This is a genomic window from Nostoc sp., assembly GCF_036917415.1.
Lineage (GTDB): Bacteria > Cyanobacteriota > Cyanobacteriia > Cyanobacteriales > Nostocaceae > Nostoc.
Map to the genome: position 1 here is coordinate 179542 of NZ_JBALDJ010000114.1, position 26490 is coordinate 206031.

Annotated in this window: 24 protein-coding genes and 4 pseudogenes; 20 read left to right on the top strand and 8 right to left on the bottom strand. The window is 41.9% G+C overall.

The features are described from left to right. Nucleotides 1–127: 127 nt before the first annotated feature. Both V7K41_RS26205 and V7K41_RS26210 read left to right on the top strand, forming a co-directional pair. The gene (locus tag V7K41_RS26205; RefSeq protein WP_334852934.1) at nucleotides 128–802 is read left to right on the top strand and encodes a cadmium resistance transporter; all 675 of its coding nucleotides are present in this window, start codon (nucleotides 128–130) and stop codon (nucleotides 800–802) included. A gap of 224 nt (nucleotides 803–1026) precedes the next feature. Then, entirely contained in the window at nucleotides 1027–1653 is a 627-nt protein-coding gene (locus V7K41_RS26210) for a pentapeptide repeat-containing protein (RefSeq protein WP_334852935.1), read from the top strand. Between the two features lie 482 nt (nucleotides 1654–2135). Here the strand turns inward: V7K41_RS26210 and V7K41_RS26215 are convergent, their stop codons facing one another. Next, on the bottom strand, nucleotides 2136–3821 hold the full coding sequence (locus V7K41_RS26215) for a SulP family inorganic anion transporter (protein ID WP_334852937.1): 1686 nt from the start codon (nucleotides 3819–3821) through the stop codon (nucleotides 2136–2138). Nucleotides 3822–4168: 347 nt separating this feature from the next. Here V7K41_RS26215 and V7K41_RS26220 point away from each other — a divergent pair, with 347 nt between their 5' ends. The 9 genes and pseudogenes from V7K41_RS26220 to V7K41_RS26260 all read left to right on the top strand — a co-directional run bounded on the left by V7K41_RS26220 (nucleotide 4169) and on the right by V7K41_RS26260 (nucleotide 11687). Next, complete coding sequence (locus V7K41_RS26220; RefSeq protein WP_334852939.1) at nucleotides 4169–4333, top strand: hypothetical protein; 165 nt, start codon at nucleotides 4169–4171, stop codon at nucleotides 4331–4333. A gap of 56 nt (nucleotides 4334–4389) precedes the next feature. After that, nucleotides 4390–4635 (top strand): annotated as a pseudogene (locus tag V7K41_RS26225) (ParE family toxin-like protein); the annotation flags it as partial. Nucleotides 4636–4757: 122 nt separating this feature from the next. Beyond that, on the top strand, nucleotides 4758–4991 hold the full coding sequence (locus V7K41_RS26230; RefSeq protein ID WP_334852941.1) for a hypothetical protein: 234 nt from the start codon (nucleotides 4758–4760) through the stop codon (nucleotides 4989–4991). Between the two features lie 525 nt (nucleotides 4992–5516). Then, on the top strand, nucleotides 5517–5894 hold the full coding sequence (locus tag V7K41_RS26235) for a hypothetical protein (RefSeq protein WP_334852943.1): 378 nt from the start codon (nucleotides 5517–5519) through the stop codon (nucleotides 5892–5894). A 263-nt stretch (nucleotides 5895–6157) separates the two neighbouring features. Then, nucleotides 6158–6964, top strand: a complete 807-nt coding sequence (locus tag V7K41_RS26240; protein ID WP_334852944.1) for a PspA/IM30 family protein — start codon at nucleotides 6158–6160, stop codon at nucleotides 6962–6964. A gap of 69 nt (nucleotides 6965–7033) precedes the next feature. Further along, a pseudogene (locus tag V7K41_RS26245) lies at nucleotides 7034–7434 on the top strand (Uma2 family endonuclease); the annotation flags it as partial. 838 nt (nucleotides 7435–8272) lie between these two features. Next, nucleotides 8273–9724, top strand: a complete 1452-nt coding sequence (locus V7K41_RS26250; RefSeq protein ID WP_334853211.1) for a glycoside hydrolase 100 family protein — start codon at nucleotides 8273–8275, stop codon at nucleotides 9722–9724. 91 nt (nucleotides 9725–9815) lie between these two features. After that, nucleotides 9816–11207, top strand: coding sequence for a 16S rRNA (cytosine(967)-C(5))-methyltransferase (locus tag V7K41_RS26255; RefSeq protein WP_334852945.1), 1392 nt, complete (start codon nucleotides 9816–9818; stop codon nucleotides 11205–11207). Between the two features lie 57 nt (nucleotides 11208–11264). Next, nucleotides 11265–11687 carry a tellurite resistance TerB family protein gene (locus V7K41_RS26260; RefSeq protein WP_322668115.1) on the top strand — a complete coding sequence of 141 codons (423 nt, stop codon included), beginning with the start codon at nucleotides 11265–11267 and terminating at the stop codon, nucleotides 11685–11687. Between the two features lie 515 nt (nucleotides 11688–12202). On the opposite strand, the gene V7K41_RS26265 is transcribed toward V7K41_RS26260, so the two are convergent. Further along, the gene (locus tag V7K41_RS26265; protein ID WP_334852949.1) at nucleotides 12203–13636 is read right to left on the bottom strand and encodes a cobyrinate a,c-diamide synthase; all 1434 of its coding nucleotides are present in this window, start codon (nucleotides 13634–13636) and stop codon (nucleotides 12203–12205) included. Nucleotides 13637–13817: 181 nt separating this feature from the next. On the opposite strand from V7K41_RS26265, the gene V7K41_RS26270 reads away from it, so the two are divergent. The 5 genes and pseudogenes from V7K41_RS26270 to V7K41_RS26290 all read left to right on the top strand — a co-directional run bounded on the left by V7K41_RS26270 (nucleotide 13818) and on the right by V7K41_RS26290 (nucleotide 17773). Further along, entirely contained in the window at nucleotides 13818–14507 is a 690-nt protein-coding gene (locus V7K41_RS26270; protein ID WP_334852951.1) for a glutathione S-transferase family protein, read from the top strand. A 49-nt stretch (nucleotides 14508–14556) separates the two neighbouring features. Next, nucleotides 14557–14778: pseudogene (locus tag V7K41_RS26275) on the top strand (IS4-like element ISSysp3 family transposase); the annotation flags it as partial. Nucleotides 14779–14901: 123 nt separating this feature from the next. Continuing rightward, entirely contained in the window at nucleotides 14902–15651 is a 750-nt protein-coding gene (locus V7K41_RS26280; RefSeq protein WP_334852952.1) for a sterol desaturase family protein, read from the top strand. Continuing rightward, nucleotides 15651–16259 (top strand): DapH/DapD/GlmU-related protein, encoded by a 609-nt coding sequence (locus tag V7K41_RS26285; RefSeq protein ID WP_334852954.1) that lies wholly within the window; start codon nucleotides 15651–15653, stop codon nucleotides 16257–16259. The genes V7K41_RS26280 and V7K41_RS26285 overlap by 1 nt, the downstream gene beginning before the upstream one ends. Continuing rightward, nucleotides 16259–17773 (top strand): GH3 family domain-containing protein, encoded by a 1515-nt coding sequence (locus V7K41_RS26290; RefSeq protein WP_334852957.1) that lies wholly within the window; start codon nucleotides 16259–16261, stop codon nucleotides 17771–17773. Before V7K41_RS26285 ends, V7K41_RS26290 begins: the two co-directional genes overlap by 1 nt. A 35-nt stretch (nucleotides 17774–17808) precedes the next feature. On the opposite strand, the gene V7K41_RS26295 is transcribed toward V7K41_RS26290, so the two are convergent. From V7K41_RS26295 to V7K41_RS26310, 4 genes are all read right to left on the bottom strand, one after another. Beyond that, entirely contained in the window at nucleotides 17809–18045 is a 237-nt protein-coding gene (locus V7K41_RS26295) for a hypothetical protein (RefSeq protein ID WP_334852959.1), read from the bottom strand. Between the two features lie 283 nt (nucleotides 18046–18328). Then, entirely contained in the window at nucleotides 18329–18676 is a 348-nt protein-coding gene (locus V7K41_RS26300; RefSeq protein WP_334852961.1) for a hypothetical protein, read from the bottom strand. Nucleotides 18677–18755: 79 nt separating this feature from the next. Then, a complete protein-coding gene (locus tag V7K41_RS26305; protein WP_334852963.1) occupies nucleotides 18756–20243 on the bottom strand; it encodes a CIA30 family protein in 1488 nt (495 codons plus the stop codon). 135 nt (nucleotides 20244–20378) lie between these two features. Beyond that, complete coding sequence (locus V7K41_RS26310; RefSeq protein WP_334852964.1) at nucleotides 20379–20513, bottom strand: hypothetical protein; 135 nt, start codon at nucleotides 20511–20513, stop codon at nucleotides 20379–20381. Nucleotides 20514–20802: 289 nt separating this feature from the next. Here V7K41_RS26310 and petN point away from each other — a divergent pair, with 289 nt between their 5' ends. The 4 genes from petN (at nucleotide 20803) to V7K41_RS26330 (ending at nucleotide 25455) form a co-directional block, all read left to right on the top strand. Then, the gene (gene petN, locus V7K41_RS26315) at nucleotides 20803–20892 is read left to right on the top strand and encodes a cytochrome b6-f complex subunit PetN (RefSeq protein ID WP_012408302.1); all 90 of its coding nucleotides are present in this window, start codon (nucleotides 20803–20805) and stop codon (nucleotides 20890–20892) included. A 7-nt stretch (nucleotides 20893–20899) separates the two neighbouring features. Then, nucleotides 20900–21061 carry a hypothetical protein gene (locus V7K41_RS26320; RefSeq protein WP_094350864.1) on the top strand — a complete coding sequence of 54 codons (162 nt, stop codon included), beginning with the start codon at nucleotides 20900–20902 and terminating at the stop codon, nucleotides 21059–21061. Nucleotides 21062–21218: 157 nt separating this feature from the next. Beyond that, on the top strand, nucleotides 21219–24359 hold the full coding sequence (locus tag V7K41_RS26325) for a GAF domain-containing protein (protein WP_334852965.1): 3141 nt from the start codon (nucleotides 21219–21221) through the stop codon (nucleotides 24357–24359). Nucleotides 24360–24699: 340 nt separating this feature from the next. After that, nucleotides 24700–25455 (top strand): hypothetical protein, encoded by a 756-nt coding sequence (locus V7K41_RS26330; RefSeq protein ID WP_334852967.1) that lies wholly within the window; start codon nucleotides 24700–24702, stop codon nucleotides 25453–25455. 551 nt (nucleotides 25456–26006) lie between these two features. Here V7K41_RS26330 and V7K41_RS26335 read toward each other — a convergent pair. Together V7K41_RS26335 and V7K41_RS26340 are read right to left on the bottom strand one after the other, a co-directional pair. Continuing rightward, nucleotides 26007–26225: a type II toxin-antitoxin system HicB family antitoxin gene (locus V7K41_RS26335; RefSeq protein WP_334852969.1), complete on the bottom strand. Its 219-nt coding sequence runs from the start codon at nucleotides 26223–26225 to the stop codon at nucleotides 26007–26009. 64 nt (nucleotides 26226–26289) lie between these two features. Beyond that, a pseudogene (locus tag V7K41_RS26340) lies at nucleotides 26290–26439 on the bottom strand (type II toxin-antitoxin system HicA family toxin); the annotation flags it as partial. Nucleotides 26440–26490: the final 51 nt, after the last annotated feature.

The window sequence follows — 26490 nt, forward strand, 5'->3', positions numbered from 1 at the left end:
GCTGATTAATAACGAATATCGATCGGTTGTCGTTAGGAAAACAGTCACAAAATCTCCTAACCTGCCCTCACATTGAGAAGCAGAGAGGACTAAGACGAACAGCATTGAATTACTGTGAGCAACAATTATGGCTTGGCTAATTAGTACATTATTGATTGGAATCTCTGTCGCTTTTGCAACTACCTTTGACGACAACTTATATTTGACAGCTTTCTTCGGAAAAGTCAATCGCAGCTTTCGTCCTAAGCATATTGTTCTCGGTGAATTCCTGGGATTTACTACCTTAGTATGTGCTAGTCTCCCTGGTTTCTTCGGTGGTCTGATTATTCCCAGCACCTGGATTGGTTTGCTGGGTTTGCTTCCCATTGCCATTGGTATCAGTAATTTCATTAGTCGAGAAGAGGAAGGAGAGACAGTGCAAGCTGTGTCAGTTAATTTACCCTCTCCTGTAAAATCTGGACGCCAGAAGAAATCACTATTCGCAACCATCCGCGATCCTCAAACTTACCGTGTTTCCGCAGTGACTATTGCCAATGGAGGAAACAACATTGGAATTTATGTACCCTTGTTTGCCAGTAGCAATCTTCCAAGTTTGAGCGTAATTGTCTGTGTTTGCTATTTCAGTATTGGGGCGTGGTGCTTACTCTCTTACAACCTGACTCGTAATCCTCTGATGACTCCCGTTTTAACTCGCTATGGTCGAAAAATCTTCCCCTTTGTCTTAATTTACTTGGGACTCTCAATCTTAATTAAAAGTGAAACATATCGGCTTTTACCTAGTCTGGCAATGCTTGGGAATTAGGTATGAGGCCGCAATTCTTGATGGGTGCTATGTCCCTGATGTAAGCAAAAAAATCAGCGATCGTTTCCCATCCAAAAAGATTTTTAATCACTTGAATTTATCAATATAAATCAAAATAATATTTAATCTTATCAATCAAGCGATCTAAAGTGAGAATAAAGCACATTATCGATGGCTCTTATAAAAGCAAGCCCACCACTACGAACCGTAATATGAAGGAACTAATGAATCAATCAAACTCTAAAAAATTAACTCAGTGGCTCGTAACAGCAGTATTTCTAGTAGTTGTCGCGGGATTTACTCTGCTTATCCAGCCTAGCGCTAGAGCGCAAACACTAATACCATCCATACATACAGAATCTGAACTAGCTCAAGTTGAATTACCAATGGAGCCTGTAACACCACCAGTAATATCTCCGGTTGTATCGCCAATAGTGTCTGTAGCAGAAAACGTTAGACATTTATTACAAACCAATGAATGTGTAGGCTGTAACCTGGCTGGGGCAATGCTAAAGGACGTAAACCTGCAAGCAGCAAACTTGGAGGGTGCTAACTTACAAAATGCAGACTTAGAAAGAGCTAACTTGCAGCAAACAAACTTACAAGGGGCTAACTTTCAAGGAGCAGATTTAGGCAAGGTAAACCTTTGGGGAGCAAACCTGGTAGGAGCAAACCTTTTTGATGCAGACCTAGAGAAAGCCAATCTCTTGGGAGCAAATTTGCAAACCGCTAACCTACAAAACGCAGATTTGGAAGATACAAATCTAACAAATGCAAACATCCAGGGAGCTAACCTGATGGGCGTTGATTTGGACGATGCAATCAGACCAGAAGGATTCGCTATTCAGTAACATCTTTTGTAGGGGCACAAGGTCTTGCGCCCCTACCGCGTGGTCTATTTACCTGAAAATTTCTGTAAACTAAAGTTATTTGTGCAAAAATTTCATAAAAAACATCAAAAGCCTGTATTCATTGCTGAATCAGGCTTTAGTTTTTAGCATACTTTGCGACTTTTAAGAAATCTTTTTTGGGACTTACACCAATTCAATTAATGATTGCAACATATCCTTGGGTAAAGACGCGATTCATCGCGTCTCTACAAATGGTCTATTTTTTGCATTCTTTTTTCCAATTGGTATTACTCTTAAAAAAACATCCCTGCGGGACGCTTTGCGAACGTAGGGACGCAACGCCTTGCACACCTAGAGAAAGGGCTTGGGGATATCAAAAGCTTATGCAGCAATGTTAGAAGACTTGTGTATACATGTTAGGCTTGCTTTTAGGAAAAACAAAGCAGCGCTTTAGTTCTTTGGGTTGAATTAGCAAAATATTTTCAGTCAATTAATTCCATCAATTCTTTTGTTTTCAAATTAGCCGCTACAGGTTGAGAACATGCAATCTGAGGAGAGATAGAGCAAATCGCCTCTGTGGTTGTTTCAAAACAATTTGATAACCCAATTGTTTTTAACAATCCTGTACGTTCTAGTAGTTGTTGGACTTCGGGTTGTAAACCTGTGAGAATTAATCGGCAATTGTGCCGTTCCAAGTCGTGATAAATATCCTCTAAGGCTACTAACCCAGTTGTGTCCATATTTGGCACAAACCGCAACCGCAGAATTAAATATTTCACTTCCGGTTCATCGCGGAGGAAGGTAGCAAATCGTTCAGCAGCACCAAAAAATACAGGGCCATCTACCCGATAAACGGCAATTTCCTTACCTAATTCCAGAGGAGTACCAGGGGGAAATACTTCGGTTTCAGGTATTTTAACTAAACTTAAATCGCTCATCCGTTTAATGAACAAGGCTCCGGCTGCAATCAATCCTACTTCTACAGCGAGAACTAAGTCAAACAAGATTGTCACTAGCCAGGTGAGAATCATTACAGCAAAGTCGGAGTAGGTAGCGCGCATCAATAAACCAATGGCTTCCCACTCAATCATCCGCAGGCTAACCACCATCAGAATGCCAGCAAGTGCTGCTAAAGGAATCTGTGCTGCTAGGGGTGCTAAAGTTAAAACGATGATGGCTAAGGCAACACCGTGAATTACCCCAGATAGTCGAGTTTTGCCGCCAGAACGGACATTGACAGCAGTTCGAGCGATCGCACCTGTGGCGGGGATGCCACCAAAAAATGGGACAATCATATTAGCCAAACCTTGACCAATTAATTCGCGATCGCTATTATGTTTCTCGCTGACTGTCATCCCATCAGCCACAACCGCCGATAGCAACGATTCAATACTTCCCAGTGCAGCTAAAGCCAAAGCTGGGTTAATTAGTTCTCGAATCAAGCCAAAATTATTCCAGTGGGGAATACCTTGAGGCATCGGTAAAGATTGGGGAATCGTGCCAATTGTTGGTACATTTAGATGGAAGGAAGAAGCGATCGCTGTTGCAAACACCAACCCCACTAAAGAACCTGGTATTGTCGTATTGATTCTGGGCCATAAAACATTAGTTGCAATCACCACAACTGCTAAGGCAACTGCTGCCCAATTAAGAGCTTCTACATGAGTTAGACTTTGCCAAAGTCCCGGCAAAAAATGTTCGCTACGTGGTAATTTTAAACCAAAGAAATTATTTAACTGACCACAAAAAATAATCACGGCAATACCATTAGTAAAACCTGCCGTCACCGGATAGGGAATAAACTTTACTAACTGTCCAAGTTTGGCAACCCCCAAGGCAATTTGGATAATTCCAGCCATCACCCCAGCAATCCAAACTTTCTCAAGGCCGTACTTGGCGACAATTCCCACCAAAATTACAGCCATTGCACCTGTTGGCCCTGTAATCTGTACTGATGAACCACCAAAAACTGCTGCGACAATTCCCGCCACAATCGCGGTGTAAAGTCCCGCCTTTGGTTCCACACCACTGGCTACTGCAAAGGCTAAAGCTAAAGGCAATGCTACTACTGCTGCTGTTAGTCCTCCTGTGAAATCGCCACGAAGTCCACCAAACAAGCGACCTAGACGCAAAAGCTGTGGTTCTTTGAGGATATTAGATGTTGCCATATCGTCATTTTCAACTCTTATACACAATTTGTTGAAGCACACACAAATGTTATTCCATCTTTTTGGTAGATTTCATCAGGGTTGTTGATAATTTCCCGATTGCGTATGGGTTTTGGTTCAAGTTCGCCTATTGCTGATTAATAAAAGAGCAGGCTTGCTTGACATAATCGATAGAGTGTGTAACGTATGATGTGCGATCGCTACTTCAAGTCTCAGTTACAGAGATAAATTTCTGCTTTAATCCAAACAGAGGCGAATTTAAGATTGGGATGCAAAGCATACAACCACGGTCGAGATCGTTAGTTGAGAAAGCTATAATTTGCTTGGAGTAAAGGTGATGTATCCTTATGCTGACGCTTGAGCAAATTGAGTCCGCGATTCTTCAACTGCCACCCAACGAGTATGAAAAGCTCATTCAATGGTTTGCTGATTTAGACTATCAACGGTGGGATGAACAATTAGAGAAAGATATTGCTGATGGCAAACTGGAAGCTTTTGCACAAGAAGCGTAGGCGTAGCCCGTCGTAGACATCGCTGAGTTCGAGGCGGGGAACTATCGAACAATTTGATGCATTACACAACTCATCGATTTTGGGAACGTTACAATGTTTTGCCTGAAGAGGTTCAGCGAATAGCCGATCAGTGTTACGAACTACTCAAGTCTGATCCCTCCCATCCATCACTGCATTTCAAGAAGGTTGGTAAATACTAGTCAGTCCGCGCAGGGCGAAACTATAGGGCATTGGGTGTAGAAGTTAAGGATGGTATTTTGTGGTTTTGGATCGGGACTCACGCAGAGTACAACAAGCTGATTGATATGTACTTACAACAGCAGCTAGCGCCAGTACAACCCCAAAATTTGATGTTTTTAAGCAAGTCGGCATCTTTTTAGTATTAACTTTATAATTTATATGAGTACAAATTTGGTAAATACTAATGTTGCAATCGATTGAAGGAGTGTACAAGAACGGTAATATACAACTTTCAGAATTACCATCTGATGTGTCAGAAAGCCGTGTTATTGTAACTTTTTTAGAACCAGAAAAATCTCGAATACAAAAGCAAATAATGCGGTTTGGTATGTTTTTTGGGCATAAACAATCAACAGAAAACGATTTTAAAGTTACTGAATTTTATGGAGATATAGAAGACAGCTTAGACTGGTTATAGGTAATATATAACCGCATCAGGATTAGTTCCGATTATTTGGTAATGAGTTAACAAACCTGTTTGTCAGAATCGCACAAAATCATCATGTCATAGAGAGTGCGATCGCACCAAAATAGCATCGATATTTTTGTGGAATAACTTGCTTGTTAAGCTTTTTTGGATTGCGTGTGCGTTTTTTGTTCAAGTTCGCCTTTTAGCAGAAGTGATTAGTTTTCCTGGTGTACTGGCTTACGGGCAGACATAAGAAGAAGCAGTTGCGAGAGTTCAAGCATTAGGACTGCTATATGTCAGTTCTATTAAGTGATGAGTTTAACCAACTAAAAATTTGTACTAATAGTTTAAACTTCATAAATAAGCTGGTAGATTTGAGGATTTTGGCTTTTTTCTGCTTTGCGGAAATTTCTGATGGCGTTGTAGGTTTTGTTTCTTAAGCTGAGGTAGATCGCTTCTGTGATTTATCAACATTAAATTAAGACAATAAATCTTATGCAACGTTTATTTCAAAGGGCTAAAAGACTAATTACAATGTGCCTAGTTACACTACTTGTAGTGACTAGCGCCCTGACTATTTCACCTGCTCCTGCTCAAGCATTAGGAGATGTAAAAGTAGAAATCTTCAATTGTGAGTCAGAATGTGGAAATATGACGGCATTTGCTGCAGGAGTGGCTTCGGGCAGCGCGGTAACGCTGGTTGCTACGGGACACGCGGCAACTCTAACAATGGCAGGGGCTGCGCTTGGTTCAGCAGCTGCGGCTGCAAGTGGAACTATAGCCGCCGCGGGGGCTGCGGTTGGTTCAGTCGTAGCAGCTCCGATATTACTTCCAGTAGCCGCAACAGCAGCAGCTGGCTATATTGGATACCGCGTATGGGAAGCTCTTAACCACAGTGAGCCAAACCCTTAAATTTAGTTGATTACAAGAGTTGTGCAAGATTAAATCTAAACTTTGCACAGTACTCTGGGACAAATATTATTTTTAGCCCTTCGGTAAGTTCACCGGAGGGCTTTCACTATTTCACAAATCTCTCTTCCTCTGCTTTCTCTGCACCTCTGCGGTTTATTTTTATTAAAAACTTATCCTATCAAGATTTCATAAATTTCCCTGAACTCAGAAAAATTTACTAAGTCTATGCTGTAAGGAACTTAAACTACCTATAAATAAAACCAGTGATACAAAACTTTAAAACAGGCACAGCATTTATTGCAGGCGGAACCATTGCAGGTGCTGGCGTTTCCGCAACTGTAGGCGGGATGGGACTAGCAGGCGGATTTGGTGCTGTTGGTATTGGTACAACTCCTGTAGTTGGTGCTGGCGCTGTGGCTGGTGCTGCTGCTTATGGCGCTTTTAAAGCCATAGCACAGGGAGATGCTGTTGTGATCGCTACAATGGGAATTGGTGCAGTCGGCGGTGCTGGTATTTATAGCGTCGTTGGTGGTATGGGTTTAGTCGCACCGAAAGTAAGGCTAGCATTTAGGATTGGTGCAGTACCGATGGCGGGAATTGGTGCAGTAGTGGGACTCGCCGCTTATGGTATTGCCAAACTGTTAGATGAATCTGGAATTAGCGAAACTCCAGCACAGCTTTTTGAGCGGATGGAAGAGAAAGTTTTGCAGATGGACTACTATTCCGAAGCAATGATGGAATTAGATGCATTTTTATCTGCTGAGGATCTCAACCAAAAATTTGCTGTTTTGGAAATTGAAGATGAGTTACAAGCGCTTAAAACTGAATTAAAGAAAAAATCAGAATTTGTTACTCCTAAACCTTCTACTCCCAATATTGAAGTAGAAAAAATATCTCTGAAAACCCAGCTAGCTGAAACGTGGAAATGTGTACGCACACTCAAAGGACACTTAGCGGCAGTTAATGCGATCGCAATCAGTCCTGATGGTACTATAGCAGGAGGCAGAAGGCAGGAGGCAGGAGGCAAAAGTATTACTATTCCTAGCTTTCATGCTTTCAAAATGTCCTAACCTGTGTGACTACGGCTATACCTTAATCAGTGGCAGTGATGACAGACAAGTTAATTTGTGGAACTTGAAAACCGGAAAAATGAACCACTTTGGAAAAAATCATCAACAGTTACTCAAGCCGCATCAATTCCATTGGTAGTAGAAGTTGTGAGTACAAATTGGCGAGATGATTATTTTCTCAAGTTCGGTGAATATGTTCGCGTAGCGTCTCCGACAGGAGAAGAGAGGAAATTGGAATTTCCGAATATTGGATTGTTGACTATGCTGCTCTTGGTAGAAAACGGTTTATCAGCAATCCTAAACAACCGACAATATCAGTTTACAAATTAGTGGAAGGCGAGTACCAAGTCACTCAGTTTCGTGGTAGCGATGCCTGCGGCGGTAAACAACGCATTCAATCGCCAACTTTAAGAGAACTAAATCTAACTGCTGAACAAGTGTTTAAGGCTGCTTTGGGAGAACAGTCGTAAACATCACCTTGCTAATACTCAGTACTTATCTACTTGGTACATGTCCTGTCCCTTGTGGGCGGTCTTTCGACCCAGCACTCTTCATTATTTTTAGCTATACTCCCATAAACGCCCTGTTTCATCTGTCAGCAGGGTAAGATATTAACCCTTGAGGAGTATTGACATATTAAGAATTTTGAAAATTAATCTTGCATATTCTGAAAAAACGTTATAAATTATTAGATAATAGGGGAATAATCTGACTTATTAGTGTCAAAAACTAATCCTGCTCAAGTAAATACACTGCAACCATTTTTAACTTCACACAACTCCTAAACAGCACTGAAGATATGTTTTTGTTTGGTAAAGCAAAGATTATGGACAGACAACGGAACAAGAAATAATCTAAAAATATATCTTATCAAGGAAGGCAGGAGGCAGAGGGCAGGAGGCAGAAGGAAAACTCCCCTCTACCTCCTGCCGCGACGCCTTGGGAGCAGGGGTTTAAGACCTCACCGTTTATACGGCGCAAAAAAAGGGAGGGGTCTGAATCCTCTTCCAATTGTTCCTTCTGCCTCCTGCCTCCTGCCTCCTTCAAGTGACTGTTTTTAGGAATTATCTTACTACTTGCGGTGGAGAACAACAACTATAATTCACCAAAATAGTAATAGATGGCAAGCAATTAACTAACAATAAAGTTGCATAAATGTCAGCAAGTTTATTGTTAGTTAATTAATTATTTTTTACCCAATTATCTTTGCTATTCAAAGAATCGTTTTTGTTATGCTGAGAATAGCAAAAATAATAAATGAAGACACCTCTACCACAAATTCACAATCCTTATGGAGTTATTCTGGCAATGCACCTAAACGAATTGGAAACTACTGAGAATTTAGAAGAAGTTGAAGAAGCATGGCTAGCACTAGAAAAATCAATTCTCTATTATCAAGGTCGCCCTGTTGGGACAGTAGCCGCTTATGATGCGTCTGTAGAAGCGCTCAATTACGATCAGTGCTTTGTCCGAGATTTTGTTTCTTCTGCTCTAATTTTTCTGATCAAAGGTAGAACCGATATTGTTCGTAATTTCTTAGAAGAAACCTTAAAGTTACAGCCTAAAGAAAAGGCATTAGATGCCTATAAGCCAGGACGAGGATTAATACCAGCTAGCTTTAAAGTGGTATCAGACAATGGGCAAGAATATTTAGAAGCAGACTTTGGCGAACATGCGATCGCTAGAGTTACACCTGTAGATTCTTGCTTATGGTGGATTATTTTATTGCGCGCTTATATAGTTGCCACAGAAGATTTTTCTCTTGCCTATCAACCTGAATTCCAAAATGGTATCAGGTTAATCATGGAAATCTGTTTGGCAAATCGTTTTGATATGTATCCAACGCTGTTGGTTCCAGATGGCGCTTGTATGATTGACCGTCGTATGGGCATTTATGGGCATCCTCTAGAATTGCAAGTCCTTTTTTACACGGCATTGCGTGCATCTCGCGAACTGCTAATTTGTCAAGGTAATTCCGATATTGTTGAAGCCATTGATAACCGTTTGCCTCTTTTATGCGCTCATATTCGCCAGCATTATTGGATAGATATTAATCGTCTGAATGCAATTTATCGCTTCAAAAGTGAAGAATATGGCAAGGCTGCTGTTAATCTGTTCAACATATATGTAGATTCTGTTCCTTATTATGAATTAGATAAGTGGCTACCAAAAAAAGGTGGTTATCTAGCAGGTAATGTTGGCCCGTCGCAGCTAGATACTCGCTTCTTTTCACTCGGAAACTTAATGGCAATCATTTCAGACTTAGCCACTGAAGAACAGTCACAAGCGATTATGACTCTGATTGAGGAACGATGGGATGATTTGGTGGGAGATATGCCAATGAAAATTTGTTTCCCAGCTTTGGAACATGAAGAATACAGAATTGTGACTGGATGTGACCCCAAAAATATACCTTGGTCGTATCATAATGCTGGTAGTTGGCCAGTTTTAATGTGGATGTTGGCGGCGGCGGCTGTAAAAACTAATAAAACAAATCTTGCACAAAAGGCGATTGAAATTGCTCAAGGACGCCTTAGTACAGATGAATGGCCAGAATATTACGATGGGAAAAAAGGGCGACTGATTGGGAAACAAGCTAGGAAATATCAAACTTGGACAATAACTGGGTTTTTATTAGCAAAAGAACTGATGGCAAACCCCGCTTCTTTACCATTAATCAGCTTTGGAAAATTACCAGCAGAACAGGTTTCTAGAGCGTGTGAGTTTGAAATTGCTAGTGTAGACCCGTATATGTCTTGATAGGGAAGTTAGGAGAGACGCGATTAATCGCGTCTGTACAGGAGTTGGGAGTTAGAATACAAAAGCCTCTTGACTCCTGAATCGTGTTTTCATGACAAACCCCCGTCAATTAGCTTTTATCACCCTACGAGATGTGCATAAGGGGGCTTATGCTGATGTTGCCCTAGATAGAGTGTTGCAAAAAGTCAGTTTGCCTGATTGCGATCGCCGCTTAGTGACAGAATTAGTTTATGGGAGCGTCAGAAGGCAACGCACCCTCGATACTCTCATCGATCAACTCGCTAAAAAGAAATCTCATCAACAACCACAAGACCTCCGCACCATCTTACATCTGGGCTTCTACCAACTGCGTTATCAAGAGCGTATTCCCGCCTCAGCTGCTGTTAACACCACAGTCCAACTCGCTAAAGAAAACGGTTTTTCTGGACTCACAGGTTTTGTTAATGGTCTATTACGCCAGTATCTCAGAAAAGCAGGGGGGGCAGGGGGAGCAGGGGAAGAAAACACTCCCTTATCTCTCCATACTGATCCGTTAGAACTTCCAGAAAACCCTGTGGAACGCTTGGGCATTTTACACAGTTTTCCTGACTGGATTGTTCAAGTTTGGTTAGAACAACTGGGTTTGATTGCTACAGAACAACTGTGTGAATGGATGAACCAATCACCAACAATTGACTTACGCATCAACCCACTTCGCACTTCCATTGAGGAAGTTGAGGCGGCTTTCCAATCTGCTGGTGTTTTGGTAAGACGCATTCCTCATTTACCCCAAGCTTTACGATTTATTGGTAATACTGGATCGATTCAAAAACTACCGGGTTTTAAAGAAGGTTGGTGGACTGTACAAGATGCTAGCGCTCAATTGGTAGGTCATTTGCTCGACCCCCAACCAGGTGAGGTGGTAATTGATGCCTGTGCAGCACCAGGGGGAAAAACAACCCACATCGCTGAGTTAATGGCAGATCGAGGGAAAATTTGGGCTTGCGATCGCACTCCCTCTCGTCTTCGCAAACTCCAAGAAAATTCTCAACGGCTAAATTTACAATCTGTTCAAATTTACACTGGTGACAGTCGCCACCTCAACCAATTTCAAAACACCGCAGACCGTGTATTACTCGATGCTCCATGTTCTGGTTTGGGAACTATGCACCGTCATGCTGATGCGCGTTGGCGACAGACACCAACATCTGTCCGAGAACTTTCGGTGCTGCAACGAGAATTGATAACACATACATCAACTTTTGTCAAACCTGGTGGTGTATTAGTTTATGCCACCTGTACATTGCATCCAGTGGAAAATGAAGAAGTAATTTCGGCGTTTTTAGCTGAGTCACCTGATTGGCAAATTGAGTCTCCCAGTAGCGTTGAGTTACCTGATTCTACCGATAGTACACCTCAAGGTTGGTTTAAACTTTGGCCCCATCGACAGGACATGGATGGTTTTTTTATGGTGCGCTTAAGAAAAACCAATAATTCCGAGTGAATACTGTTTAGGATTGTACGATTTGGTAGAGGTCTGAATCTACCAGAGGAGGCAGCAATGGTTTCCCCTTCCAATGTGAAAAACTTAGTTAAAATCCTGATTGGAGCAGCCTGGATTGATGGCAGAATCCAGCCAGAAGAACGGCAATATCTCCGCGAAATAGCTCAAGCAAAAGGTTTAGCTAACGACCCAGAAATTAAGCCTTGGCTGTACGAATTAGTTCCTGTACAGCCAAAAGAATGCTACGACTGGGTGCGGGAATATTTAGGCGATCGCCCCAGTCTTGAAGATTGTGAAAATTTGATTGAAGCCATCAGTGGCTTAATTTATAGCGATGGTGAAGTTGCCGTCGAAGAAGCCAGACTCCTGACGCAATTGCAGGACATAGCGAAGCCGAATGAGTCAACTCAACCAGCTCCTACTGCGCTTCTCAAACAAATTCAAAAGCTTTACCGCCGTTGGGTTGAAGTCCAAAACTAACATGGAGTTATAAGTTTCTCCAAGAGGAGGCGGTGAATTATCTCACTGCCTTTTTGTGTCTCTTTGTCCCCAATACGCTTGGGTTAAGGAAATTTATCTGTTAAGGCAGGCATAGGGGGCAGGGGAGGCAAGGGAAGCAGGGGGAGAAAAAAAGCTTAACTGAACGGTATTGTCTTTGTCCCCATCCCCTGGGAAACACCCGCACTTCTTTGGGTAATTTTTATAGCTATTTATTACCTGGAAATTACTGTAATTTTCTTGACTGGGTTTTGCGCTTGCCTAAATCCCAATACGCTTGGGTTAAGGCTAAAACTCTTTATCAAAGTCAACTTTTTTAACGAACCGCAGAGGCGCAGAGAAGCCAGTGCGTTGGACGGGTTCCCCGACTTGAAGCAACTGGCGCGGCGCGAAACAGAGAGAAGAGAAAAAATGCTTAACTCAACCGTATTGCTTTCAAGACGCGATAAATCGCGTCTCTACATCTGGGTTTTGGGCTGATCTTGAACTGTATTGGCTTAAATCCACGTTCCTGAAGATGCTACTTTTAGACATTCTTTAAGAAACTGCTGGGGAATTTCTCTACTTTCTCCCCAATGCAGATGAACATAAGAAGCATGAACATTTGCAGGTAAACCCCATCCTTCGCATCCCATATTTTCTTCACAATCGTAGCGAGAAGTTTTAAATAGGGGTTGAGTGGGAGTTAAGGTTAAATGGGAACGATGAAACTCATGTCCGTAAACAGTTGTATTTGCCTTAACTAACAAATTATCTTGCAAAGCGACTGCACGACGATAGCCCAAAGTTAAACGTCCACCCATCACAGCAGATGTTGGTAGCACTCCCGCCATCGGCCAAGATTTACCTTCAAAATCGATAATTTGCTCACACAAATACATCAATCCTCCGCATTCGGCAACTGTAGGCATTCCTTTGAGTATTGCCATTTTTACTGCATCACGAACGCTGGTATTTTCTGAGAGTTGCTGGGCAAAAACTTCTGGGAAACCACCGCCAAAATACAATCCCTGGATATCTTGTGGTATAGCAGCATCTTCTAAGGGACTCCAGAAAACCAATTCTGCACCAAGCTGTTGCAGCAAATCGAGATTGTCTTGGTAATAAAAATTAAACGCGCGATCGCGGGCTACTGCAATCCTAACTGGGAATGACGGAGATAAGCAGGATGAAGTAGAAAAAGAAAGGGGTTCTGATTTTAACAAAGCTAATAAGCGTTGCCAGTCAAAGCAAGTATCTCCTAAATCGGCGAGGCGATCGATTAAAGCGTTGAGTTCGGGAAGTTCGGCTGTGGGTACTAAACCCAAGTGGCGATCGGGAATTGTGATGTTATCTTGACGGCGCATTACGCCAAGAATGGGTAATTGTAAGGGTTCTAGCGAATCTTTGAGAAGAGAGAGATGGCGATCGCTGCCGACACGATTTAATACTACCCCAGCTATTTTAATTCGGGGATCAAAAGATCGATAGCCGTGAGCGATCGCAGCTACAGAACCAGATAAACGACTGCAATCAATCACCAACACCACAGGCAAATCTAACAGCCGCGCGATGTGTGCCGTACTCGCAAAATCAGTAATTTGTCCTTTGTCATTTGTCCTTTGTCCTTTGTCCTTTGCAAATGACAAATGACTAATGTCCAATGACGAAACTCCATCAAACAACCCCATTACTCCTTCTACTAGGGCATATTCACTCAGTTGACTATGACGGGCAAAACATTGCTGAACATAGGCTTGAGAAGTCAATACGGGGTCTAAATTGCGACAAGCACGACCGGTTACGTGTTGATGAAACATCGGATCGATGTAGTCTGGCCCTACCTTAAAAGATTGCACCTGGCGATCGCGACGGCGTAAAGATGCTAAAAGGGTGAGCGTGACTGTTGTCTTACCCACCCCACTACGTTCCCCAGCAATGACTAAAGCCATAAATGAAACAAATTAGGTTTTTATGTAGCAACTATTTCGATTCTTGGCTGTGTGTCTATCGTCACTTTTTGCAAAAGCAGATGCACCAGTTTCTCCAACCGACTAACTCAAACTTATACCAATTAGAAACAATAAAACCAGCCAATTAGGGGAGTGAGGCTGAAAAAGTCTAATAGTATAGTTGGAAATTAGCCAAGAGTCAGATAGCAATAAGCTACCAGAAGAGGAACGTTTTATGATAGTTGTGCATCATCTTAACAACTCGCGATCGCAGCGTGTGCTGTGGCTGCTTGAAGAATTAGGTATAGAATACGAGATCAAGTTCTATGAACGCGATCCAAAGACGATGATGGCACCGGAATCGCTGCGCCAAGTCCATCCCCTCGGCAAGTCACCAGTAATTACAGATGCAGATTTGACGATTGCTGAGTCGGGTGCAATTATCGAATACATAGTCGATCGCTACGGTAATGGTCGGCTAGTCCCAGCATCCGGTACGCCAGAGCATCTGCGCTATAAGTATTGGCTGCATTACGCCGAAGGCTCTGCAATGCCACTGCTGGTAATGCAGCTGATATTGAACAATTTCGGAGCAGGGGACAGCAGCGTGGTTAGCGGATTCGTCGCGCCCCAAATCAAACTTCACTTTGACTACATAGAAGGCGAACTCCGTAAAAATACGTGGTTTGCGAGCAATGAATTTACCGCCGCTGATATCCAAATGAGCTTTCCCCTAGAAGTAGTTGCTACGCGCCCCGAAGAGGTCAAGAACCGGCCAAAGGTCAAAGAATTTGTCGAGCGCATTCATGGAAGACCTGCTTACAAACGCGCCCTGGAACGTGGAGGTAAATACGAGGTATCCTTTCAATAGACTTCTTGCAAAAGTCCCTAACACCCCGTAGGCGTAGCCCGTCGTAGACATCGCACCAACAATAGATGCTAAAACTCAATTGCAACAAAATCCTTATCTTGCTCAAACTCTTTCTTGGGCTACTTGGATTATGCAAGGGCTTGGTGGTTGGTCTGGTTATAAGTCTGTGAAACCTCCGAGAATTACTACTTTGATTCGCGGACTGTATCAGTTTGAATCTACATTTTTTGGCTGGAAACTCGCTCTCGGACTACTTGTATGTACACCGTAGGCTTGCAGGGAGGGGAGACAAAGCGAAGCTTTGGCGGGGTGGGGTTCTTCGGGTTTAATAAGTAATCAAGCGGACATGATGTAATTCATAATCAATATTCAATATCAGTGTGAGTAATCAGAAGTGGAAATACAAAATTTTTCACAACTAATAATTTTTGGTTCTTTTATCGGATTAGTTGCTTGGACTATTACCAATCAGGTTGGACAAACTCAACTTAAAGTTAAAAGTCGTGAAGATTGGTTGCTTGATGGTACAGGATTAACGATTCAAGGAATTTTGATTCCCTTACTACAAGCTAGTTTAGTTTATTGGCTTTATCAATATTTACTACCCACTCAACAAGGATATTTAAAAGTATCATTTATTCCAACTTTTATTATCAGTTTTGTTGTGGTTGATTATTTATATTATTGGAATCATCGTTTATTACATACTAAATTGCTGTGGAAGGTTCATCAAGTCCATCATACTGTTACTCAGATGGATGTATTAGGAACTTCCCGGAATACACTCTGGACAAGTTTGTTAATTATTTATTTATGGATACACAGTTTATTTTTGTATCTGTTAGCCGATCCTACAGGTTATTTACTTGGAGTAAGTCTAACTTCTGCCTTGGATTTATGGCGACATAGCGACTTGATAATTCCTGAAAATAGTTGGTTATATCAATTTTTATCTCCTTGGTTAATCTTACCACAGGATCATGCTTGGCATCATTGCCGTGAAATCCACAATTATAACTATGGGGCTAATCTGAAAATTTGGGATAAGTTACATGGAACATATTATGAAAGCAAAAATATGCCATCTATAATCGGAATTCATAGCTCATTAAATTTGTTAAAAAAACTTTTTTTCCCATTTTAATGACAGTTATAAGTAAAATTATTTTATTCTTTCCCACCTTTATATTATTGCTAACTGGAGCAGCAATAGTCTACCTCGCCTATTTACCCAACATCTTCAGCATTCTAGCAGTATTCCTTTTTATTTATGGGCTACCAGTGTTAGTTTACCGCTTGCATGAATGGGTTTATCCTGTGCGGGAAGGTATTAGCTATCTACAAGGTAAAGAATATAATCCCTGGTGGGGTAGTCATCAAATCCAGGTAATTTATATTGCAATTCCAGCGTTAGAAGCACTGCTAAGACTGATTCCAGGGGTATTTTCCTGTTGGTTGCGATTGTGGGGTGCTAAAGTAGGGCGAGATGTTTACTGGACACCAGGTTTAGAAATTGCCGATCGCAGTTTATTAGAAATTGGCGATCGCGTCGTTATCGGGCATCGTGTCGGTATCTATTCTCATATCATTAAACCCCGCAAGCAAAATTTAATGTTGTATGTCAAAAAAGTCAAGATTGGCAGCAATGTTTTTGTCGGAGCAGGATCTAATCTTGCTCCTGGTGTAGTCATTGGCGATGGTTCTTATTTACCAGCAGCCAGCAACCTTTATCCTAATCAAAAGGTGCAATAATGCGTCCGATTATTCAGCTTTTTGGGCAAATACTTGCACCAACTGCGAGGCGATTTCATCAAGCTTTGGATAACCCAGAGTTAATGCAGACATCTGTACAGAAGGAAATTTGCGATCGCCTAATTAAGAGTGAGTATGGTGAAACTTTAGGGATTCATTCTGTAGATGATTGGCAGCGTGTGCCAATAGTAGATTATGATGCACTCGAACCCTGGTTAAATCACAAACATCAGCAAATTCCACTCACACCAGAACCCATTTTGTTCTATGAAAAAACCTCTGGTAGTAGTGGGGCGGTAAAATGGATTCCTTATACTAAATCTTTGCGGCGATCGTTTAATCAAATGTTTTGTGTATGGGCGCATGATTTGATTGTACATGGCCCGAAATTTTCCACAGGGAAGATTTATGCTTGTATCTCGCCGCAAGTAAATGTAGTGGATAGCCAAGCTTTACAGAACGATTTAGATTACTTAGATGGCTGGTTGCGTTGGTTTTTGCGTCCTTGGTTGGTAATGCCAAATAAACTTAATCGGCTGCATGACGCAAACTTGTTTAAACATCAACTGGCTTTGGCATTATTAGAGGCTGAAAAACTAGAAATTATTTCTATTTGGAGTCCGAGTTTTCTGCAAGTACATTTAAAATATATTCAAGAAAATCAGGATTTATTGCGAGCAGAATTACACAACCGGATTTCACATCATCGTCTGCAACTCCTGTGCGAAAGTAATATTCTCTGGATGCAACTCTGGCCAAATTTGAAGCTGATTTCTTGCTGGGATAGCGCCAATGCAGCAGATCGAGTTCAGGGCTTAAGATCGCAATTTCCAGGTGTATTCATTCAAGGTAAAGGACTACTAGCAACCGAAGCCCCAATGACGATTCCGTTGATTGTCGCTGGAGGATATGTGCCAGTTCTAGATGAAGTGTTTTTCGAGTTCGAGGATGAGACTGGTTCCCTGCATAATTTACATGAACTCAACCTTGGCAAGGAATACACGATAATTTTATCGCAGAAAGGAGGTTTGTATCGTTATCGAATTGGCGATCGCATCCGGGTAACTCATTACTATCGCCACACTCCTTGTTTAGAATTTCTTGGACGACATCAAGCTATTAGCGATTTGGTGGGCGAAAAGTTGCAAGAAACCTTTGTCAATAATGCTCTGACTCTCTTGAACTTGCAAGAAACTAATTTTAAAAGCTTGATACCGATTGCCGATCCTCCACACTATATTCTATTATTAGATTCGGCAAAAGAAACCCCAGAAATTATCGCTCAACAACTGGATCTGGCTCTATCAGAATCATATCATTACAAGAGAGCGCGATCGCTAGGTCAACTTGCACTACCACAAGTTTTAATCTCTAGTCAAATTCCTGAAATATTAGTTTCCTATCCTATGCGCACTGGAAGTATTTGGGGAGGTATTAAACATCCAATTCTGGCAACATTACCCATTAGCACTGAACTTTTACAAGAATTGAAGTTGAAAATTGCCCAAAAATAGCTCAATACGGTTCGGTTAAGGTTTTTTGATGAAAATTATAGATCGCTAAAGATGCGATAAATCGCCGTCAAGACGAAAAACTGATTATTGTAGAGACGGCAATTCATCGCGTCTCTTGCCTTAACTAGTACAACACGGCGTAAATAAATCACCCATTCCATCCAAATATAGCGGTTCCCATTCAGATGCGGTACAAGATTAATCGCGAAGTGTAAGGGCACGGCACTGCCCATTGGTGTCAACTTAACGCTAAACTCGCTTGGTAAAAACATTTTGCCCTCACCCCCAGCCTCTCTCCCAAGAGAGAGGGGAGCTAGACATTAAATTCCCCTTCTCCCAAGGGAGAAGGGGTTAGGGGATGAGGGCGTGAGGGATTTACAAAACGCCTGTCTGATATAGTTTTCGGCTTAAGTTGACACGTAGGGGCACGGCAGTGCCCCTACGGGTGTACCTCACTCAACCGAGAACCGCTATAAATCAAACGCTTACACTGTGTTTATTTTCAATTCTTAATTCCGCCTTGCGGTACTAGCCTTTTGAAATTTAATTAAATATTTAGCGTGATTCTAATTTAGCAACTCGCTCCTCTAATTTATTAACTTGTTGCTTCAACTCAATCACCAAAGTTGCAAGCCGATCGAACATCGGATCTTGCTGTGATAAGTTCCTTCTGGAACCAGTTGACTGTCGTGGGGTAAGTGTTGTTCTTGAGGATGGAGACTGGCGAGTTTTACCTAGCTGAGACTCTAGCTGATTTAATCGCAACTCAACACGATTCAAGTCTGCTTCCAGATTGTTGATGCGGGATTGTACTTGCTGTGATGAGGCAGTTTTAGAAAAAAAACTGCCCCAGATAATTGTTACTAAAATCCCGGCGATTACTAGCACCTTGATTTTTTTCATACCAATGGCTGACTTGTTAGAACAGTCTATCTAAGCAGACTTGATTGAGATAGTTACAGACTAAAAATCTGGAGATATTTCATCTCTTATCCGGTTGTAAGTTAGAAAATAAACTCTGCCAATCGATATAGTTGACAGTATTTTCTCCCTGTTTAACCTCAAATGTGACGTTAGATGCTTTTCCTAGTTTTAGCGCTTGCACGCAAAGTTCTGCCACATCCTCACGGCTGATTTTGCCTCTAATATTGTCACCTTGCTCAAATATTAATTCCTTACCCCCTGCGTCTTCAGTTAAAGCACAAGGTCTAATAATCGTATAAGGAATTCCGCTTTCTCTTAAACTATCTTCTCCCTTCAACTTCCAAGTTAAAATTCCTCCCAATTGGTCATTTAATTTCACTGCTGGGGGTTCTTCATCTAAATTAATGCCAGGGCGACCGGGACGAGTGACACCTGCTGAACTGACGAGGATAAATTGTGGTAAAGTTGTCCCCCCATAAGCTTTAATTGATTCCAACTGGAAAGTAAAACTACCTGGGGAAAACTTGGGATTTAAAGCGCCATCATGTTCAAATTTGCTCAACATCAGTTGGAATGAACAAATTCTACTTTGCTCAACTGGCGGCGCATCTTTGACAGTTTTTGCGCGAAAGACGGGAATCAAATCTGCAAAGGGAATGTGAATATCTATCCAGGTATTAGCTACGGTATCGAAAGAATAGCTGTAGCCAATACCATCCCATGTTGTATCTGTCCGTAGAAAGATTTTATAACGCTGACCGTCACCTTTGACACGCAATTTCACACCTGCGTAACTAGATAAGTTGAAGGGTGGATCAAAATTCTTAGTTCTGATAGAAGCAAATCCACCAGAGTTAGCAGTAGAGACATTACCCGCAAATAAAGCTGTATTTTCTACTAATTGGATATTACTGGCACTCACACCACCCATAACGACATCATCCAACGCTCCCCAGTTATCCTTTAATTCTGCTGATGGCTTGGTGAAATCAAATATTAGTTTTTCCTTGGCTTGGGGTAGATATTTTGCAGCCGCTTGGACTAAGTTTTTGACTCCTTGATATTCTACATTTTCAGGAGTGTCACCAACAATTTCTGGTTGGTAAAATTTAACACCTTGATAATATTTGGCTCTATCTGCTGTGTCTCCCTCAACTGGTTGTACGCGTACTGCTGTGCAACAAATTACAGCTTGGATATCAGACAGAACTAAAGGAGTTAAAGTTTCTGGTTGCGTGATATCTGCAACTACTAAATCTATATCATTACCAAGAATTGACCGCGCTTTGTCAATATCTCGAACTAGGGCGCGGACTTTATAACCTTGTTGGAGCGATCGCTGCACGACTCGTTTACCGACACCACCTGTTGCACCTGCTACTAATATTACACCCACATTTCTTCCTCCATTGGGTCTATATTGATTATCCTTAGGACGACCTTGGATTAACTGCTGTACCCAGTTAAGGAAAGGAATCACCTCAAAGTAAGTCAGGGTTTCGATAAACCTGCCTAAGTCCCATTGAGAACGATTTTTGTCAGTCATATTTGCGTCCTCATAACTCTTTTCACTCTAACAATTTTAGGGGAGTGGCGAGTAGTGTAGTTTAATTACTTGAAAAGCGCTGTGGGTAATGCTAAATTTGGGGTTGTGAGATGGCGAGGGAGCGATCGCAACTACTCAAAATTCAGTGCGAGAAATCGCTTCTGGGAGCGACACTATTAATAAGTTGCAAGCTCGGCTACGAACTAAAAGTATGCAGAAAAAAGCGGCGATCGCTCCCCAATGGCTATAGGCGTAGTAGGCATTGGTCATGTAGGTTTGAGCAAGGGTTGCTGGATTGGAAGTATATACGCATAGCCCTAGTATTCCCAAAGTATCAAGTCACAAAGCGCGATCGCTACTTTTATTACATTCGTCTTTCTCGTTGCTTAAAATACTAGCGGATCAAGAAAATTTGTTTGGTGTCTTTTTTGCGTAGGCGTAGCCCGTTGTAGACATCGCACGCAAAACTTACAATGTCATTGATAAAAAAATTTCAGCCTGCCCAATCCCTGTATGATAAATATTAGAAACCTTTTGTAATTATTTGAAAAATGGAACTATGGAGATTTTGACACTAGGTTGGGTATCGTTGTTAGTTGTGTTCACTTGGTCAATTGCAATGGTAGTGTGGGGACGTAACGGACTGTAGAGGCATTGTGGAAAGTCCATTCTTGAGTATTTTGGCTTTATTTGCTGTAGTGCTACTCGTAGTAGTTACTGGTGGTATTGGTTATTTGACCCTGGCAGATTGGCGCGATCGCCGTCGCCGAGATGAAGAGAAACGCACCACCCGCAGCGCCACTCCCAAGCGGCGATAATTTATTTTCTCGTGGTTGAAAAATCTTTTGGTAGGGACGCGATATTATCGTGTCCCTACACTGTTTTTCTGGCATTCCCAGGAAATAATTGTTACCTTTGCGATCGCAACGGGAATCATGAAATAGAAGACTTTCAATATTTCAAGTCCCACTGGGAATGGAAAACTCCTCTACTACTCAACCCATACAACCAAATTCAGAACAGCAAGAATCTTATTCAGACGTGACATTCTCCTTGCGTCAGAATGAGCAACAAAAAGCCTTATCTGGAGTTATTGCCCGTATTCGGGAGTCTCTAGACATAGAAACTATCTTCAAAATTACAGTCACTGAAGTTCGCCGACTTCTGAAAAGCGATCGGGTTAGCGTGTTTCGTTTTTATCCTGATTTGGCATGGGAAGGGGAATTTATCTATGAAGATGTAGCAACAGAATGGGATTCGGCATTAGCAGCCAAACTGCGCGACCACTGCTTTAGTGAGGAGTTCGCAGGATTGTATCAGCAAGGTCGGATTAGAGCAATAGCTGATATTTATCAAGTTAATGCCAGTGATTGCTACATCCAGATTCTGGAAAAATTCCAAGTACGTGCCAATATAATTGCCCCCTTGATTAAAGGTAAAGATTTATGGGGATTGTTGTGTATTCATCAGTGTGGTAGTCCTCGACAATGGGAAGCATCAGAAATTGAGTTTGTGCAATTAATCGCCGAACATCTAGGAGTTGCTTTGCAGCAAGCAGATTTCCTGGAACAAGTCAAACTACAATCAGCAGAACTAGCACAAGCAAAAGCCAGAGAAAAAGCAGCCCAATGGCAGAAAACCGTAGCCATCACCATTGAGAAAATTCGTCAGTCTCTAGATTTGGAAAGTATTTTCCACACAACCACCGCAGAACTTAGACAGCTGCTAAATGCCGATCGCGTAGCTATTTATCGCTTCAATCCCGATTGGAGTGGTGAATTCGTGTTTGAATCAGTGGCAGAGGGTTGGGTTTCCCTCATAGATCAACAGTCGCAACGGCCGGAATTGAAAGAGAACGTCAGCGAATGTAGCGCTAGAGATTTAGCTAACCCCCCAGTCGCTGATACCTACTTACAAGATACAGAGGGTGGTAACTTCACTCAGTGTGAAGTGTATCGGCTTTCTAATGACATTTACAATTCAGGCTTTAGTGACTGCTACATTAAAATTTTAGAGATATATCAAGCAAGAGCTTATGCGATCGTTGCCATTTACCACGGTCAGAAGCTCTGGGGCTTGCTAGCAGCATACCAAAATGCTGGAGGTCGTGATTGGCAAAAAGATGAGGTTTACTTGCTTACCCAAGTTGGCACTCAACTAGGTGTGGCTTTGCAACAAGCGGAATTTATCCAACAAATGCAAATCCAAGCAGCAGACATCAGTAAAGCTGCTGAAAGGCAAAGGGCGTTGGCGCACACCGTAGAAAAAATTCGTCAGTCTCTTGAAATTGAAGCCATATTTAAAACCACTACTCAAGAAGTTCGTCGGCTATTAGAAGTAGAACGAGTCGCAATTTATCGCTTCTATCCTGATTGGAGTGGGGAATTTGTAGCTGATTCCATCGTTGATGGCTGGACACCAATGGTTAAGCCGCAGCCAGTCACAGAACGCGTACTTGTGCAAGGGAAACAAGCGGGTAAATATGCACGTAATGAAGTTTTTGTACCAATTTCTCAGGGTGAAAAGCTGTGGGGATTGCTAGTAGCTTATCAAAACTCCCAGCCTCGTTATTGGCAAGATGAAGAAATCAACTTGCTAGCACAAGTTGGCGTTCAATTGGGGGTAGCATTACAGCAAGCTGAATCCTTGACACAGATGCAGGTGCAAGCCCAAAAACTGGCTCAAGCCGCCGAACGAGAACGGAAAGCAGCCGAAAGGGAGAAGGCGCTGGCTGCAACGGTAGAGAAAATCCGCCACTCTCTTGATATTGACACCATTTTTGCTACTAGTACAGAAGAAGTCCGACGGTTATTAGAAGTTGACCGAGTGACAATCTATCGATTCCGAGCTGATTGGAGTGGCGAATTTGTTGCTGAGTCTTTAGCCCAAGGTTGGACACCAGTAAAGAAAATTGTACCTGCGATGTCTACGACGGGCTACGCTTACGCAGATGATTACTTGCAAAAAAACCAAGTAGGAGACTTTGCTAATAGTAAAACTCTGGTCATTAAAGATATTTACAGCACAAATGATTCTATTCCTTATGTTGCCTTGATTGAACGAATGGAGGCTAGGGCATATATGATTGTACCGATTTTTCAGGGTGAGAAACTTTGGGGATTACTAGCAGCTTATCAAAATATTAAACCCCGCGATTGGCAAGAAGATGAGGTAGATTTGCTGATGCAGATCGGTACTCAGTTAGGGGTAGGACTTCAGCAAGCGGAATTACTCGAACAAACTCAATGTCAAAAAGAAGAGCTGACCCAGACTCTTAAAGAATTACAGCATACTCAGAGCCAGTTAATTCAAAGTGAGAAAATGGCAGGCTTAGGGCAGTTAGTTGCTGGTGTAGCACATGAAATTAATAACCCGATTAGTTTCATTTATGGCAACATCACTTATGTTACTGAACATACCGAAAATTTATTTAAATTACTGCGCTTTTATCAGAAACAGTATCCTAAAGCAACAGGGGAAATTCAAAAGCAAGCAGCAGCAGTGGATTTAGATTTTATTAATGATGACTTGCCCAAAATTTTGACTTCAATGAAGATGGGGGCAGAGCGGATCTCTCAATTAGTCTTGTCGTTACGAAGTTTTTCTCGACTTGACGAAGCAGGAATGAAGCCCGTTGACCTTCATGAAGGCATTGATAGTACTTTGCTAATTTTACAACATCGACTGCAACCACAAACTAATTATTTTGCTATTGAGGTAGTTAAGCAATATGGTGAATTGCCCCCAGTAGTTTGCTATGCAGCCCAGATGAATCAGGTGTTTATGAATATTCTCAACAATGCGATCGATGCACTGGAAAACTCAGTAACTAGTGGAAAAAGAATTGACAATCCTAAAATTTGGATACGTACAGAAGTCATAGAAGGGAATACTATTCTGATTTGGATTGCTGACAATGGTTGTGGGATTCCAGAGATTGTGCGATCGCGCATTTTTGAACCTTTCTTTACCACCAAACAACCTGGTCAAGGCACTGGTTTAGGTCTATCTATTAGTTATCAAATTATTGTAGAAAAACACGGCGGTCAACTCAAGTATGTTTCTGAACCTAATAATGGCTCTGAGTTCTGTATCCAAATTCCGAGCAAACTGTGAGTTAGCTAGAAGAACTCCTTGCCCAACACAGCACCGTCAGACGACAATAGACTTTTTATACTTTGTTTCTAAGTATAAATATGTATTAACACTTTTACACCTATGCTACAATCAGCCCCTAGCTTCGAGAACAGCTACTCTGTAGTAAAGCTTACAGAAAAAGTGAATACTACTTATTGTTGGGCTTTCACTAAAGGTCTGAAAAGTTTGATTTCTATTAATATACATAATTATAGATTTATATAGTGCGTAAGTCTTACCTAAGAATGAGGGCTATTTTGCAGAGTCTTTATAAAGTGATACCTGTACATTTATTTAATTTTGTTACGGAAATTACACCATGAGTTCTCAACAAAAATCCAATACTAAACAAGGGGAGACTGCCACCAAGAAAGAAAGCACAGCAGCTAAAAAAGCTGAGAAAGCTGATAACTTGGATTTAGATTCACTTCTTTCTGCACTAGAAGGAGACTTGACTGCTCTTGATAGCGAAACTGCTACTGGCTTAATCGAGGAGTGGTATACTTATTTACACAAAGCTAAAGAGCCAGAAATCAAAGAAATTGCCGATAACCTCAAGCAACTCAAGCAACTGGTGAAAAGTGGTAAGGCTACAGGTCATGAAATTGGTGAAGTGCTAACTGAAATTGGTGAGCAAACAGGTAATGTTGCTTCTGATACTGATAAGGAACTAAAAACTCCGTTACAGAAGTTGGGTAAGCAACTTCGTAATATAGGTGTTTCACTAGGTAAGGCGGAAGACCGCGAACAGATTGAACACATAGAATCAGTAATAGAAACCCTTGAAGGAGACTTGACTAAAATTGAACCCGAGGCGGCGCAAGGTGCAATTGATACGTGGTACACCTTATTGCATAAGTCTGAAAACGAGAATCTCCAAGAAGTTGCTAATGGACTTAAAGAACTTAAGCAACTATTGAAGCGCAAAACCGCCAAAGGTGCTGACTTTGCCGAGGTGCTGACAAAACTGGGCGAACAAACTCAACAAGCTGCAACTGAAGCCCCAAGGGGATTTAAGGGGCCAATTCAAAGATTAGGTAAGCTTTTAAGTAAAGCTGGCAAGTCATTGGATTAATTTTAAAGTCTGTTTAATTACCAATAATAAAAGCACCTCATTTCACTTTGGCTGAGGCTAATGTGGAGTGGGGTGTTTTGTATCATCACATCACTACGTTTTCGCGTCTTACAACTGGTTTTTCTCAGTTACCAGATTGTTTATTAATGAACCATAAAGACATTAAGACATAAAGAAGAAGAGGCGATCGCATAGTGGAGATTTTGCAGGCGATGCCTTCTCTACGAGACGCTACGCGAACGGCGGGCTTCGCCTACGCTTTTTTTAATCGAACCACAGAGGCGCAGAGGGCACAGAGGAAGGAGAGAAGAGGCGATCGCATTGCCGAGATTTGGCGATGCCTTCTCTACGAGACGCTACGCGAACGGCGGGCTTCGCCTACGCTTTTTTTAACGAACCACAGAGGCGCAAAGGACACAGAGGAAGAAGAGAGCGATGCCTGCGGCGGGCTTTGCCTACGCATTTCAAGAAAAAGCAAATGATCGCCTAGCTTATAAAGTCAGGTTAGACGAGACAAAACAAGCGAGTCACTTTGTCAACGCACTACTCATTTAAGCCGCCTTACAAACGGTCGGTTTTGGAAGTGCTTCCCCGGTGGCTTCATAAGCCATTATCAGTGACTCCAATGCTTCAGCACCATTTGCAACAGTTTCCTCATAAGTATCGCCATGTGTCCGAAAAGGCTGTCCAGAGAAATCGGGAAATCCGACTAAAAAGCAGTTGTCTTCATCAGACCATTGAATTAACATTTGATATTTAAATTTGCTCATCTTCCTGATTCTCTTGCTGTTGTTCTACTTCTTGAATTGCTTGTTGAACGTCTTTCTCTTGCTAGCGTTTCGCGTCTGAACTGTCTTTACCAGAAACCGTGAGTTTTCCTGCATATAAAGGATGTATCCAGTTTGTATGACTTCCTTTACCAGGGATTTCTATAAAATTCGCTCTTAGCAACATTTGTTTTAGTTCCCTGATTTTCTTTGGCATTGTCAGGTCTAGACGCTTAATTAATCCCAAGATATCGCACTTACAGCAAAT